General features: G+C 45.3%; 13 protein-coding genes. 6 read left to right on the top strand and 7 right to left on the bottom strand.

Annotated features, from left to right (window positions below; translation table 11 throughout):
• Positions 1-155: 155 nt before the first annotated feature.
• Positions 156-548, bottom strand: coding sequence for a hypothetical protein (locus tag OZ401_RS05785; RefSeq protein WP_341469760.1), 393 nt, complete (start codon positions 546-548; stop codon positions 156-158).
• Positions 549-904: 356 nt separating this feature from the next.
• On the opposite strand from OZ401_RS05785, the gene OZ401_RS05780 reads away from it, so the two are divergent.
• Positions 905-1,921: an aldo/keto reductase gene (locus tag OZ401_RS05780; protein WP_341469759.1), complete on the top strand. Its 1,017-nt coding sequence runs from the start codon at positions 905-907 to the stop codon at positions 1,919-1,921.
• A 98-nt stretch (positions 1,922-2,019) separates the two neighbouring features.
• Here the strand turns inward: OZ401_RS05780 and OZ401_RS05775 are convergent, their stop codons facing one another.
• The 5 genes from OZ401_RS05775 to OZ401_RS05755 all read right to left on the bottom strand — a co-directional run bounded on the left by OZ401_RS05775 (position 2,020) and on the right by OZ401_RS05755 (position 6,809).
• The gene (locus OZ401_RS05775; RefSeq protein ID WP_341469758.1) at positions 2,020-2,586 is read right to left on the bottom strand and encodes a hypothetical protein; all 567 of its coding nucleotides are present in this window, start codon (positions 2,584-2,586) and stop codon (positions 2,020-2,022) included.
• A gap of 99 nt (positions 2,587-2,685) precedes the next feature.
• A complete protein-coding gene (locus tag OZ401_RS05770; protein WP_341469757.1) occupies positions 2,686-3,222 on the bottom strand; it encodes a hypothetical protein in 537 nt (178 codons plus the stop codon).
• A 61-nt stretch (positions 3,223-3,283) separates the two neighbouring features.
• The gene (locus tag OZ401_RS05765; protein WP_341469756.1) at positions 3,284-4,132 is read right to left on the bottom strand and encodes a PHP domain-containing protein; all 849 of its coding nucleotides are present in this window, start codon (positions 4,130-4,132) and stop codon (positions 3,284-3,286) included.
• Between the two features lie 348 nt (positions 4,133-4,480).
• A complete protein-coding gene (locus OZ401_RS05760; RefSeq protein WP_341469754.1) occupies positions 4,481-6,076 on the bottom strand; it encodes a sensor histidine kinase in 1,596 nt (531 codons plus the stop codon).
• On the bottom strand, positions 6,063-6,809 hold the full coding sequence (locus OZ401_RS05755) for a response regulator transcription factor (protein WP_341469752.1): 747 nt from the start codon (positions 6,807-6,809) through the stop codon (positions 6,063-6,065). The genes OZ401_RS05760 and OZ401_RS05755 overlap by 14 nt, the downstream gene beginning before the upstream one ends.
• Positions 6,810-7,157: 348 nt before the next feature.
• Between OZ401_RS05755 and OZ401_RS05750 the strand changes: the two genes are divergently transcribed.
• Positions 7,158-8,519, top strand: coding sequence for a Rieske 2Fe-2S domain-containing protein (locus OZ401_RS05750; RefSeq protein ID WP_341469751.1), 1,362 nt, complete (start codon positions 7,158-7,160; stop codon positions 8,517-8,519).
• A gap of 108 nt (positions 8,520-8,627) precedes the next feature.
• Here the strand turns inward: OZ401_RS05750 and OZ401_RS05745 are convergent, their stop codons facing one another.
• On the bottom strand, positions 8,628-9,221 hold the full coding sequence (locus OZ401_RS05745; protein ID WP_341469750.1) for a TetR/AcrR family transcriptional regulator: 594 nt from the start codon (positions 9,219-9,221) through the stop codon (positions 8,628-8,630).
• Between the two features lie 147 nt (positions 9,222-9,368).
• Between OZ401_RS05745 and OZ401_RS05740 the strand changes: the two genes are divergently transcribed.
• From OZ401_RS05740 to OZ401_RS05725, 4 genes are all read left to right on the top strand, one after another.
• A complete protein-coding gene (locus tag OZ401_RS05740; RefSeq protein WP_341469749.1) occupies positions 9,369-10,007 on the top strand; it encodes a class I SAM-dependent methyltransferase in 639 nt (212 codons plus the stop codon).
• Positions 10,008-10,215: 208 nt separating this feature from the next.
• On the top strand, positions 10,216-10,896 hold the full coding sequence (locus tag OZ401_RS05735) for a GntR family transcriptional regulator (RefSeq protein WP_341469748.1): 681 nt from the start codon (positions 10,216-10,218) through the stop codon (positions 10,894-10,896).
• Between the two features lie 12 nt (positions 10,897-10,908).
• Positions 10,909-12,273 (top strand): serine hydroxymethyltransferase, encoded by a 1,365-nt coding sequence (locus tag OZ401_RS05730; protein ID WP_341469747.1) that lies wholly within the window; start codon positions 10,909-10,911, stop codon positions 12,271-12,273.
• Between the two features lie 285 nt (positions 12,274-12,558).
• Positions 12,559-14,952 carry a hybrid sensor histidine kinase/response regulator gene (locus tag OZ401_RS05725; protein ID WP_341469746.1) on the top strand — a complete coding sequence of 798 codons (2,394 nt, stop codon included), beginning with the start codon at positions 12,559-12,561 and terminating at the stop codon, positions 14,950-14,952.
• Positions 14,953-15,014 lie beyond the last annotated feature (62 nt).

Here is a 15,014-nt window from a genome sequence, read left to right as displayed (position 1 = left end):
TTTAATCTAATATTAATGTTTTTACAAGGGGCATTACAAATAAGCATTATTTTAGGCGCTTAGGTATTGCTATACCTGCTGAATAAGCTTTTCACTACTTCTAAACCTAAAGTGGCAGCTATCAAATTGCTATCGTGAAAACATTCTCTTTGCAACTATTTTTCAGGAGAATATTCGCCGAGTTCGGCTAAAATACGTTGCGCGATTTCTTCGCAACGTGACGATTCATTCTCCCAAGCAAAGGCAGCCCCGTGACTGGCACAAGCAGAACAACCGTGTTCGCTTGCTTGGAATATTTCAACCTCTAGCCCAGCAATAGCCTCAGCTTTTTGCTCGATGGACTCTAGTTTTTCCACAAGTTCAGCAGGGATAGGCTCACCCTCTCCTGTAGAATTTGCCGCCCAAAACGCCTCTACTGCCTCTTTCCTGAGCGTTTCAAGGCGTTGGTTGAACCACAACGTAAGCTGAGTTTGCTGCCACGCCTTGTAACGCATGCGAGAACGGGGTGTACCTTCTCGTTGGTATTCTTTGAAACTTTTACGTGGCATAACCGGAATTCTTTCTTTGATGAATAAAAGAGGAAACTAATTGCGCCTATCAACCCGTATAAGCGCTACTTTTTTCGGATTTGTTATTCCCGATTGACGGTTTGGATTCGTCTTAACAATTACTTAGTCAGGGTATATTATATAATACAAGATAGGGCGATGTCAGAAATAAACCTTGTTGTGCAGTATATGGGTTACTTTAGGAGGTAATATGGACAGTAAGGTTCTAAACAACTCCTATGCTGTTCTAATCATTGAGGACTCTGCACCTTTTAAATAGGGTTTAAAGGATAAATTATCCACCTTGACCTTGCTTGTATAGAAGTTTAATGTAATTGAGGAAGGGATAATTTGAGGTGAGTAAAGATATAGAAATCGACCAGATTGAGAGCTTTGCGGAAGATCGTTATGATCGTCTACAGTATCGCCGCTGCGGTCGTTCAGGGCTTTTATTGCCCATGATTTCGCTAGGGGCTTGGGAAACTTTCGGGGGATATCGAGGCGAGGAAGTGGCGAGAGAGTGCCTGTTTCGCGCCTTTGATCTGGGTATCACCCATTTTGATCTTGCTAATAATTATGGTAGACCTCCCGGTAATGCTGAAATACTGGTAGGTAAAGTTATTCGCCAAATGCCTCGGGATGAGCTAATTATTTCCTCAAAGGCTGGTTACCGGATGTGGGCAGGTCCCTACGGCGAGTGGTCTTCTAAGAAATATTTGGTTGCTAGTCTCGACCAATCTCTTAAACGGCTGGGTCTGGATTATGTAGATATTTTCTACAGCCACCGTTTTGATCCTGATACTCCTCTTGAAGAAACTATGGAAACCCTAGACCTTATTGTAAGACAGGGTAAAGCGCTTTATGCCGGAGTTAGTAATTACTCAGGGGCAGCTTATGAGCAAGCGGTGAAAATAACCCAGCAAAAAGGGCTGACCTCGATTTTAATCCATCAACCCCGTTATAATATGTTAGATCGTAGTGCTGAAACCGATTTGTTTAACTATACTTTGAGTAACGGTTCGGGGGTAATAACTTATAGTCCTTTGGCGCAAGGGCTTTTGACCGATAAGTATCTAAAAGAGGCGCTCCCAACCGATTCACGGGCTGCTGAATGGTGGGGTAAAGGCAAGGTGGAGGAGGTAACCGACCAGATTATTCGTACCAAACTGCTGGCTTTGAATCAATTGGCGCAAAATCGTGGTCAAAGTTTGGCACAAATGGCGTTAGCTTGGATTCTGCGTTTACCCGCAGTAACCAGTGTTTTGATTGGAGCTTCAAAAGTAACCCAGATTGAGGAGAATGTGGCAGCGCTTCAAAACCTAGAGTTTAGTGCAGCAGAACTGGAAGAAATTGATCGGATCACCCTTAGCTAGGGTGCTGTCCAAATAAATAAAGCTCAGTGAAATCTGCAATCCTCAAGGTTTTTGCAGATTTCACAAAACAGTCTTATAGCCTCAATGGAGTTCTTGCTTCAACTTGCAGCATTAGTCGTACTTGGGGCAGATGTGGTTAAAGCTGCTAACGCCTCATCCAAATTAGAATAATTCGTATAATTTTTTGCAGCAACCCAACCCCCGCCTTTTCGCTCCAACCATTTACCATTCTCGGTCTTATTCTGCCACCCTACAACCCCGCTTGATTTTGTGGTTTCGATTACCGTACTATCGCTGGTGGGCGCATCAAATACTTGCGTGTTTGCCGGGATTACGGCGTAAGCATCGAAGGCAACAACCTTTGGAGTAGAAGCAAGCTGCTTTGCCTTAAAAATGGTAGTGCTTGCTTTCTCCATAGTGGCATTCAAAGCCTTTATGGTTACCTTCATAGCTGCTTGGTTATTGTCCGATGAGATTATGTTGATTACTCCAAAAAGCCCGGCTAACGCCAGTAAAGGTACAACCATTAACCCTATCCATACGCCTGTACGCATGTCCTTTTGTAGGATTTTGGAAGGTTTTTGGGAATCCACTTGGGTGGGATACCCTTGTGGCGCTTGTTGATAATAGCTTTGCTGCTGAAGGGTCTGGTTATGGGTCTGCATGAAGTGCTCCTCCTCTAAATATTATTTCAGTTCAATTTAGTCAATTAAGCAGATTTGGTAGTAGCGTATTATCGAATGGGAAATTTTTAAAGTAGTTCATTAAGAATACAATTGTACTTGCTGCCTGTCATACCCTTTTGGCAACTGCATTTTGTAGTCTAGCAGGTTAGTGACTCGTTTCTTATTGTTGTATGCTTCATTAGCACTAACTGACCCGGCTGCGGGAGGTGTATCTTTGATTTCTCGCCAATGTAACTGATCTTTTTCAAAGTAAAAATGCTGCGCCCAGAACCGTTTTAAAGCCTCGACTGCTTCCACCGCTCGTAGTTTTTCGCCTAGTGGCGTAATATCGGAATAGACCGCATGCAGTAGCTTAATACCATCAGTTCCAACCGTTTGGATGTAGACTTTGCGGGCTTCTTCACTTTTGGGAATACCATATTCCTCAATCTGCGGAAAGTATCGATCAAACCATTCGGAAGTTACGTGCTGGCACAGCCAATCAGGAGCAATAATGGCTAAGGCATTAAGCGCAGTGCGCATAGTTTCAGTTATCTTTCCGGTTCGCCTGTAATCTGGAAAGGGCAGTTTTGTGACTTGAGCAGTCAATTGATTAAATGGTTTGGTAAGTGACATATTATGCCTTGTCTTATAGAGTAAATGGTTTTCCAATACTTTGATTACGCCAACATTCTCTTCAAGCGGCGTTAGCGCTTGCTCCTATTCCTAATTTTTCCAGCAAATCACGGCACAACTCAGGGTTCCAAGAAATAGGCTTTTTACGTTCATCGTGACTATCCGACCCGCAACTTACCAACAACTTTCTCTTTCGTCCAAGCTGACTTAGACGATCTGTTTCTACTTGGGTGTGCCCTGAGTAAAAACCTTCGATGCCTTCCAGTCCCAGATCTACCATTTCTTTCAGAACCTCATCGGTTGCAATAGCGGTTTCAGTTCCTCCGCGCCTTGGATGCGCCAGAATAGATACTGCTCCTGCACACCGCCCGACTTCCAAAGCCTTCTCAAGGGGTTGTGCCACCTTCATCGCTGGTTCGACCGAACGGCAGATGTCCCAAGCTTGTCTGAAGGTAAGGGCAGGATTCTGCTTTACCAGTGCGTTGGCTAACTCATATAGCGGGGAAGTAGAATGAATTCCTGTTACTTCCTCCAAGCTATATCCTTTTTTTAGCAAGGACAGCGTCATTATTTGCCTTTTTTCAAATAGCTTGTGCCTTGATTCTTTTAGAAGCGTTTGTAGCTTCACGCTTTCCGGATTAAAGCCATATAGCAGAAGGTGGTAATTTTTATTTTTATGTTGAACTGCAATTTCCACTCCGGGAATAAATTGCATCCCATGTCTTCGGGCTAGTAACTGAAGGGTCTTCACGTTGGCGGTGGTTTCGTGATCGCATACGCTTAAGGTCTGTATTTTCTGAGCGCTGGCTGCTTTAATCAGTTCTAGCGCCGACCAAGTTCCATCACTAGCGGTGGTGTGGGTGTGAAGATCCACACCCGACTTTGCCTTGAATTTTTCCAATACTATCATAAGATAACTCCCTGTTCTATAATAATTTTCAGATTGGCAGCCGCTTCAAACTGCTTCAAAGAATATGTGATATTTCCTTTGCGTTGGTTAAGGTCTAGAGAAGCGGACTACTGAAATTATTTTGTTGTTATTATCAAGAACGTAGGAAAAGCTAAAAAATAGCGGGGCTAGTTAATATATAGTACTTTTAATTGATATAGTCATTAACGAGAGCCATCTCTGACACAAAAGAATTCTTAAGTTAGCTCGAACTAACCCAAAGTTTAAAGTCATGTGCTTTTATCATGGTTTACTCAAGTTCGCGGCGTGTCCGATGTTGGGGTCTTTTTAAGGCTGATGCTTTATTCCTCAAATCAAAAACGTGGAGAGGCTCGGTTGCTCGTTGTCTGTTTCGGATTCAAGCCCTAACAGCGGCAGTAAAATTATAAAGCTGGCGCCCTTTCCAATCGTACTTTCTACCTTAATCTTACCACCGTGCCCCTCTATTATCCCTTTACTAATTGCCAACCCCAGTCCGGCATTACCGGTTTGGCGTGTGCGAGATTGATCCGCACGGTAGAAACGGTTAAATATGTGCGACAATTGCTCCGATGCTATCCCACAACCATCATCACTCACCCGAATAGTAACCCATTCCTCATTTGTAGCCGTTTTCTCAAGTCCCAAAGCAAGCCTGATATGCCCCTGCGGTTCGGTATAACGAACGGCATTATCAATCAGATTTACCAACACTCGGTAGAGTTGGTCAGCGTCAGCCCTGACCCACACTGGAGTGGTTTTCGGGTCAACTTCTAGTGTCAGGTTGCGTTCCCCAGCAAGCATCTTCGTATTTTCAAGTGTACGAGTTAGCAATTCTTCTAGTTCAACCGGGACCAATTTTAAGACAGATTCCCCGTCCGCTTCCAAGCGGGTTAGTAACAGCAGATCAACCACCAAGTGGCTTAATCGCTCTATTTCCATTTGCATAGAAGCAATAATATGCTCGGCGCGTTCCGGGTCATTTTTAGCGCCCATCGAAAGCACCTCTAAATAACCACCCACTATGGTAAGCGGGGAGCGCAATTCATGGGAGGCGTCGGCGACAAACTGCCGCATACGCGCTTCACTCAGTTGTTGGGCGGTAAAAGCTTCCTCAATTTTATCTAGCATAGCATTAAACTCCGTAGCCAGTTGCCATACCTCGTCCCGGCTGCTTACTTTAGTTGAAACACCGGAAGGCAGGGGAACCCGCTGACTGAAATCGGTGCTGCGGGTATGGCGGGCAATCGCGGTGATTTTTTTAAGCGGGCGCAAGCCCAACCGGGCAAGCGGGTTTCCTGCCAGAACCGCCAGAAAAGCAACTCCAACAAGCCCGACCAGCAACAAAAATCTGGTCTCGCTAAGCAAATCTTGCGCCGATTTCAGAGAAGCGGTTAACAGCACATATCCCATAGGTACGCCGGGCTGGCTATATACAATCCCATTCTTATCAGCGATTGGATATAGGTAAGCCTGTGCCGATTCATTGCTGGCGGTTAGGGTGGTAGTAAAGAAAAAACCGCCGCCCGTTGCCCGGCTTAATTGCGCGGCATCCGGCAAGGCGCTTACTGGGTCTAGGGTGAATAGGGTATTGGCAGGCTGGATAACTTCACCCAGATTGTTTAATACCAGCGGATGAATTTCACCCATCGGTTTGGTGGCAAGCAGTTCACTGAGAGTAGGGAGCGGTTGGGAATTGCCCTTACCGCCCCCGCTGTTACCTCCACCGCGTGCTGGAAGAAAGGTTTGAGTTACAGCATAGTCTTGCATCCGGTTTTGCAACCCATCATATAGAAAGCTTTCCAGCCTGAAATAGATAAACCAGCCTAACCCTACCACCAGCGTTGCCACTAGGAAAGTGTAAAAAAGCGTTAGCCGCCAGCGCAAAGTTCCAAACCGCCCTAGCCCGGCTTTAATCCATTTCATTCTTCAAACTTTCTTTTGGTTTGGAGCGCATTACATAGCCAACCCCGCGCACCGTATAGATTAAATTAGGCTCTCCTAATTTCTGGCGTAAATAGCGGACATATACTTCGATCACGTTGCCTTCCCCCATAAAATCGTAACCCCACACCCGCTCTAGAATAATCTCACGGGTCAACACTTGATTGGGGTGGCTCATCAATAATGAGAGTAAATCAAATTCACGAGCGCTTAGTTCAATGGTCTGTGCGCCACGCCGTAGTTCTCGCAGGTTAGGGTCTAGGGTAACATCGTTCAGTTGTAGCAATTTAACATTGCCGGTTTGCTCTACAGGCAAGGAAGATTTCCGCCGCATAACCGCCCGGATACGAGCCGCCAACTCCTTAAATTGGAAAGGTTTGGTCAAATAATCGTCCGCGCCCAAATCAAGACCATGCACCCGATCGTTCAGTTCATCCCTAGCGGTTAGCATAATAACCGGCACATCGTGGGTGGTTCGTAATCGCTGGCACACCTCAAAGCCATCCATGCCGGGAAGCATTAGGTCAAGAATAATCAAATCTGGTGGCTCGGCTAATGCCATCTTAAGACCGGTTTTACCATCGAAGGCGCATTCAACCTCAAACCCCTCGTATTCTAGCCCTAGCTTGATAAAATCTACCATTCTAGGCTCATCATCAATCACCAGCACGCGAGGTTTGCCGGACTTGCCGGGATCTTTTCCAGTTTCTTTCATCTTGCTTACCTACACTGTGATTTTCTGTATTTATCTATTATTAATTTTACATCCATAAGCTTAAGACAATCATTTGCTTTGCTTAGAATTTGCTGAGAAATTACCTCATAATCAGTTCCGGTCCCCTACTAACTTATTGGAAACAGGTTCAAAGTTATCGTAAATATACCAAAATTCAACTTGAAATGGGTTTTTCCAGTCTGAAAAGCCCATTTTCTTTAAGTAAACTCTCAGTTTTTTATAAGGGACTCACAAGCTTAGGTCGCTATATTGGTAGCAGTTAGATTGTTAAGCAAATTACAAAGTATTCTAAAACGCTTATTTTATTAAAACAAAAGGAACAAAACTATGCCAGTCATAATGGAAGAAAAGGTGGAAGCGCCTGTCCGACCTATCAAACCAGCAAATAAGAAAGTAAAATCCGGTCAGAATCGTCCGGTAACTCATGTGGTCATGCTGGTTACAAGTATACTCGCCTGTATTCTTGCCGCAATATATCGACCAGACGCGGACATCAGTGAAATTATATCAATCGGTACCGGTTACTACGCGCTTTTGTTAATGGCGATTACCTTGCTAATCGGTCCTTACAAGTTATTGCACCAGCGCCGCAATCCTGTAAATATCGACCTACGCCGAGATATTGGTATCTGGGCAGGTATTAATACCTTAATTCACGTTTTCTTTAGTTTTCAGCTTTTCCAGAAAGGGCTAATTTTACTTTATTTCTTGACTCAAGCAGGTGGGGTACGCACCGACGTTTTCGGGGTTAGTAATGACCTTGGTATGATAGCTTTTCTAATATTACTGCCTGTGTTGTTTACTTCAAACCAGATTTCCTTGAAACTGATGAAGGGGAAGCGTTGGAAGGGTTTGCAACGCCTGACCTATCTGGTCTTTGGTTTTGGATTAATCCACACCATTGGTTTCCAGTTTTACAACGTGCGTGAAGCTTGGTTCGGTATAGGTACTGCTATCGCTACTTTGGGAGTATTGGTAGCTCAATCAATCGGTATTGCCATAACTGTAGTGCGTAATCGTCAGCGCAAGATGACTAACGCCCCTGTAAGTCCGCTTACCAGCCTGACTACTCAGCCTGTAATGGCAACCACCGCCTCGAATATGGCACGCCGCCAGTTTTTGAAAATTGGGGCGGGGGCTTTTATAACGGGAGTTACCGCTGGTAGCGCAATAGCTCTGTTGGGAACTTCTCAGGGGAAAACGGCTTCGGCGACTGTAGCTGAAAACACGGCGGCAGGCACTACTGCTATAGCAACTTCTACCAATGCAGCTACAACTTCAGTGGCGACTTCAAGTGCAGCAGTCACTACTACGAGTGCAGCAGCAACTTCAGCGGCTAGCGCTACTACCAAGGCAGCCACCACCACCGCCATAGCTTCTGGAGTGACCGTTCTGGCGACAACAGCCACCCTAGCAACTGGCAAAGCTTTGCTCTTTACTACGCCTGATACCAGCCAAAGAGCCTTTGTAGTGCATCGTAAGGATGGTTCGGTGGGTTGTTTCGGGGGGGTTTGTACGCATGAACCGGTTAACCTAGTATTTAATGAGACAACCCAATCTCTTTACTGCCCACGCCACGATGTATCTTTCGATACTCAGAACGGTAACCCATCATCGATGCCAGCGCGTACCGCTCTGAAGAAATATACGGTCAAGGTGGATAGTGCCGGGAACATTATCTACGGATAGTTACGCTAGTTGAGACTTTCGCTTGAAGAGGTTATTCAGACAAGGGGTTTACGCCCCTTGTTTTTATTTCAGATTTTTTACTTTCTGTTTTAGGCGAAAACCCTGAGCCTATGCTAAAAACTGCCCTGCCAACTGATGATACCAGTTATTCATTTGTTCAGCAGAATAGGGTAGGTCATTGTCGAACCACCACGTTAATAATGCCATAAGCGAACTCGCTTGAAATTGCACTACCAGTTCTAATGGCACTCCTCCGGGTGACTCATTTTTTGCTAAATATCCCCTGAACATCTCCTTCAGGTACTCATAGAAAGTTTTGGTAATCATCGTTCCACTACGTTTTCCCACTACTGCCTTATAAACTTGGTAGTGACTTTGAGCGTGTTTGAAAAAAGCTAGGCTTACTTGCCTTTCCGAGTTTTTCAATCCCAACTCCAGCCCCAGTTTTTGGTGTTGCTCCTCAAAGCTAACTCGTAACTTTTCAAGCCCGCTCATCAATAATTCATCCTTATCCAGAAAGTGGGAATAGAAGGTAGAGCGTCCTACATTTGCGCGATCAAGCAAATCCTGAACTGTTATATCATCGTAATCTTTTTCCTGAATAAGCGAAATTAGGGCTTCTTGCAATAGGTTGCGGGTTCTTTGGATACGCCGATCTGCTGATTTGTGGGCTGTTTCGGTCTGTGTCGGCTTAGTTTCCATACAATTTCAGCTCTCCCGTTCAGTATTGAACAAATCTTACAAAATTGGTTATTGATTTATTGGCTAATTAGTATTATATAGTAAATGAACAGTTTGTTCAATATTGGCTATGATGTTCCAGATAAAAATAAGAGAAAGAGGATTTCTATGATGGCACATACCCATGAAACAGCTTCGAAAGGCAATCTTGTTCGCTGGTCTAAGCGTTATGACGCGATTTTCGGGCACTTGTTGAGTGGAAGCGAAGACAGAGTTATCGAACTGGCTGAAATTAAAACGGGCGCTACAGTACTGGATTTGGGGTGTGGTCCGGGTAGTCTCACCTTAAAAGCTAAAGCTCACGTGGGTAAAACAGGTAAGGTATTCGGGATTGATGCCGCCCCAGAGATGATAGAATTGGCACGCAAAAAGGCGGCTGAAAAAGGGGTAGAAGTAGGGTTTCAGGTATCCTACGCGCAAGAATTACCTTTTGCGGATGCTACCTTTGATGTAGTAATTAGTCGGTTGGTATTCCATCATTTACCGGGTGACCTGAAGCGTCAGGCGTTGAACGAGATACAAAGGGTACTAAAGCCGGGAGGCAGATGCTTGGTAGTAGACTTTGACTTGCCTTCCTTACCTGTAGTTGGCGGTTTTCTCAAACATTTGTTGGGTAGCCATGCCATGCCGCAAACAGATGTCCGAAATTATGCCGTGCTTATGAAGCAAGCTGATTATCAGGAAGTGGAATGTGATTCTACCGGGCGATTGTTATTGGCATATGCAAAGGGTATAAAAGCACAATAGCCAAAGACATCTCAGAAGGAAAATACGCTGTCCTATTTTGATTTCCCTATATCGTCCTAAAGGAGCAGCGAATACTGCTGGCTTGAAAATATAAGCAAAACCTCCTTTTAAAATGGCAATTTTGGAATAAGGTAGGCAGCGACCATCAGTAGACTATAAAAGTATCAAATTACTTGACAAGGATTGTATACATGTATACAATCCTTGTATGGCTACATCTAAATTTGTTTTCGATGAAATCAAACAATACAAAACCTCTCCTGACCTGATTGCCGATAGCCTACGCAAAGCCATCCTCAGTGGCGAAATCAAAGGCGGTGATTACCTTCGTCAGGAAGAACTCGCCTCTGCTTTCGGGGTCAGTCGCATTCCCGTTCGCGAAGCTCTCAGAAAGTTGGAAGCGGAAGGGCTAATTGCCATTTATCCCAACCGGGGAGCGCAAGTGCTGGAATTATCCCCCCGCGAAGTACAAGAGCTTTTTGAAATCAGGGTTGCGCTTGAAACCGCTGCCCTTCGTTTTGCCTTGCCCACGCTCTCCTCCCAAGATTTAGAGCAGGCTGCTTTGATACTGGAGGAACTGGAGCGGGAAACTGAGGTCGGACGCTGGGGTGAACTTAATCGCAAGTTTCACCTCGCGCTTTACCAACCTTGTGCCCGCCCCCGCTTGTTAAGCATAATCAATTCTCTACATCAGGAAGCTGACCGCTTTTTACGATTGGTACTTTCTGCTATCGAGCACCAGAACCGCTCGCAGCAGGAACACCGTGAATTGCTGGAAGCCTGCTGTCAGCAGGATAGCGAAAAAGCGCTGGGGCTATTGCAGGTTCATATCAAAGAGGCGGGAGAATTGTTGGTAGCGGTTTTAAACCGAGAAATACATATTAGCTGAAGGAGTAACAAGATGACCTTGGAACAGGAAACCTTTGAAGTCCACGACCCCGCAATTTTGCAACAGGCGCGGCAACTAATAGATAGCTGCAACTCTCCCCGTGAAATGGCGCAGGAAGTGTTAGAGGCAGTCAGGCGCAACGAGCAGTGGCGTGGCAAAAGTTGTGTTAATCTGCTTGCTCCCGAAGCGCCCACCAGCCCCACTGTACGCACCTTGCTATCTGCGGAGGTGGGTACTAGAGCAGCAGAAGGTCACATCGGGGCGGTAAATCGCTGGTTTGCCGGAACAAAACATATTGATGAAATAGAATCGTTGTGCGTGGAACTCTTAAAGAAACTCTTTCAAGCCAAGTACGCCGACCATCGCCTATGTGCTAGTATGATCGGCAATATGGCAGTCTATACTGCGCTCACCCAACCGGGCGACACCATCATGAGCCTATCTCAGCCTGTCGGCGGACATTCTTCTAACCGCTCGGATGGTCCGGCAGGGGTGCGCGGTCTTAACATCGTAGATGTACCTTTTGACCAAGCAGAACTGGTTGTGGACTTGGAGAGATTTCGGCAGGTAGCACGACAGGTGCGCCCGAAATTGGTCGCGTTGGGCGCTTCCATGACCCTCTTTCCTTTTCCGTTACGGGAAATGAGCGAGATTGTGGCAGAGTGGGGCGGCAAAATCTTTTTCGATGGGGCGCACCAATTAGGGTTGGTGGCGTGCGGGCAGTTTCAAGACCCCTTGCGAGAAGGCGCAGATATTGTAACCGGTTCCGCCGGCAAAACCTTTAGCGGACCGCAAAGCGGGGTGATGGTGTGGGATGACTCGGCTCTGACAGAACCCTTGACCCACGCGGTATTCCCGGTGTTGGCAGCTACTCACCAAGTCAATCGGGTGGCGGCTCTGGCGGTTTCAGCCGCCGAATTGCTGGCATATGGCAAGGTTTATATGGCACGAATAGTGGAAAACGCACAAGCCTTGGGGGCAGCGTTGGAAAAGCGGGGCATTCCGGTACTGGCATCACACAAAGGTTACACCCGTACCCATCAGGTAATTGCCGATGTGCGACAGTTTGGGGGAGGGTTGGAGGTAGCGCACCGCTTGGCTCGCGCCAACCTTATTACCAACAAGAACCTGATACCGGGCGATAAACCGGAGGATTGGGATAGACCGGGCGGTTTGCGAATGGGTACAATCGAAGTAGCACGGTTGGGCATGGGCGCTTCCGAGATGGAACAAGTGGCTGAGTTCATCTCCCGGATATTAGTGGGTGGTGAAGCGCCAGAGGCAGTAGAAAAGGAAGTAACCGAGTTTCGGCTACCCTACCAAACCGTCTATTACTGCTTTGAAAACGAGTATCCCGCCGTTATTGGTGTTCGGTGATTAGTTGAGAAGAATCGTACAATTTGTAGGCGGTCTTTCAGAGTAAGGTCTGGTATCAGTCTTGCTCAATACTTGAAAAATACCCCGTCGCTTATGGCGCGGGTTTTTTAATGCAATCTACCCGTTTTCATTTACCCTTAATACTAACTAAATTGAATTCTATAAAAATAGAAGAATTTTTATACAAATGTTAGGTTAATAGTAGTGATTTGAAATCCTTTTTAGAGTATAATTTTTTATATAAGGGTTCCATTGTTGTATAACTTATTTTGTTAGAATCGAAAAATGAATAATCCAGCCAACTCAGCTTACGTTACGGAACAGGGGCAGCTTAAAGATTCAACTTTAAATTCTCGGTTGATTACGCCTGAAAGTCCTCTACCCCTCACTGAAACGGGCAAGCAACTTGCCTCGTTAGCCCTCCACCAGCAGCGCTTCAACACTGCTTTTTTTTCGCTGAATTCAGATTGGACACTTTTCTATATTGATCAGCAGGCTGACTCTTTCTTTCTTAAGAAAAGTAACCAACTGGTAGGCAAAAATATTTGGGAAGAATATCCAGATTTAGCCGAAACTGCTATTTTTGAGGAATTCCATAAGGCTGTAGAAACAGGCGCAGCGGTGGAGTTTGAGTGGTTTTATCCTCTCCTTAATAGCTGGTTTCAATTTCAGCTTTACCCTTCGCCGGAGAGGCTATCAATCTACCTTCACTCTATCTCAGACCCGACATTGAACTACAAGCACCTTGCTGAAGCCTTCCTCCAATCTGAGTACCGCTTTGCCAAGATTTTCGAGGCTAGTCCGATAGCAATGGCTATTTCTACCGTAGCGGATGGTCGTTATCGTGAGGTCAACGAAAGTGTTTTAAAAATGCTGGGTTGTACCCGTGAAGAAATGATAGGGCGAACTTCAGTGGAGTTGGGTCTTTGGTTTGAGCAAAGCGATCGGGAAAGAATGCTAAAGGTCATGCAGGCGCAGGGCTTCGTTAGTGAATTAGATTTGAAAATCCAGACACCCAAGGGCGAGATTCTCCACTGCCTTGCTTACGCCGAGATACTGGAGTTGAACGGCGAAAAATATTTGCTAACAATGCTGCATAATATCACCAAGCGCAAGCAGGGGGAGGAAGCTTTACGCCAGAGCAATACACGTTTTAAGGCGTTGGTGGAAAATTCTCCTGACTTTATCGTCAGGCACGATAAAGAACTTAAGGTGCTATATGCTAACCCAGCAGCATCCCAATTATACGGTGCTTCTGCGGAGTCTTTACTTGGAAAACCTTCCGATGAGCTTGGAATAGACCGAAACATTTTCCAACCTTGGCAGGATTTTGCGCTAAAAGTAATTGAAACTGGGCAAGAGCAGGCGCTGGATTATGAAATAACTATATACGGTCAGGTGTTTTACCTTCAGACTCGTATAGTTCCAGAATATAACGTCGAAGGTCAACTCGTATCTTTACTCTCGATCACCCGCGATTTCACCTCACTAAAACAAACACAGAATGAGTTAATCAGACACAAAGAGCAGCTTTTTCATTCCCAGAAAATGGAGATGGTCGGCAGGTTGGCAGGGGGCGTGGCGCACGATTTTAATAATCTTCTGACCATAATTCAATCTTATGCCGAAATAATAGAAAACGGGTTGCAAGTATCTGATCCACTACTTGAAAGTGCGCAGGAGATTAAGAGAGCAGGGCAGAAAGCTGCCACCCTAACCAGCCAATTGCTGGCTTTGGGTCGTCGTCAGGTACTTCAACCACAGGTGCTAAATCTCAATAATTCGGTATTAGATATTGAGAAAATGTTGCGGCGCGTGATTGGTGAGAATGTTGAGCTAGTATGTGAACTTACCCCCTACGTAAGTGCAATTCTGGCTGATCCGGTTCAGATAGAGCAAATAATAATAAACTTGGCGGTTAATGCCAGAGATGCAATGCCCGTAGGTGGTACTTTCAAGTTGAAAACTTCCAATATCCAGTTGGATGAAGAACAACAATACTACTATCAAACTGTTAAACCGGGACAATATGTTTTGCTAGAGGTAAGCGATACGGGCTTTGGGATGGATTCTGAAACGCTAAGCCATATTTTCGAGCCTTTTTTTACTACTAAAGAGCTTGGAAAGGGTACTGGTCTTGGGCTTTCCACAGTGTATGGAATAGTGCAGCAAAGCCAAGGTTATATTTCGGTTTACAGTGAACCCGGATGGGGTTCTATTTTCAAAATCTATTTGCCAAAATTGGAAGGAATTCCAACGCCGCTGGTAGTTGCGCAACCGACGATAAGCCTAGCGACTAAAGGTTACGAAACAATACTTTTAGTGGAAGATGAGAAACTCATTCGCAAATTAGCCGGAACGCTATTAAGAAAGAACGGTTATACGGTATTAGAGGCAGAAAACGGTTTTGACGCTCTGGAAAAATACCGACTTTATGAGGATAAAATTCACCTTTTGCTCAGTGATATGATAATGCCTAGAATGGGCGGAGGAGAGCTTTCTTTAGAATTGGTAAAATATTCCCCCGACCTGAAAATACTTTTTATGTCCGGTTACTCGGCTGATTTGGTCTGTAATGAAGGTTTATTCCCACAAGCGGATTTTATTCAGAAGCCTTTTTCATCTATAGATCTTGTAAGGAAAGTGCGTTTGATGTTGGATAGGGAGACTGGTATCTAAATTGGCAAGGAGTTTTTCGGATTTTCATTCGCAAGCGCAGCCCACCTCTGGCGTACAGATAG

It is taken from the genome of Candidatus Chlorohelix allophototropha (genome assembly GCF_030389965.1).
Classification (GTDB): domain Bacteria; phylum Chloroflexota; class Chloroflexia; order Chloroheliales; family Chloroheliaceae; genus Chlorohelix; species Chlorohelix allophototropha.
The sequence above is the reverse complement of the archived record's forward strand: the minus strand, read 5'-3'. Positions and strand labels throughout refer to the sequence as shown.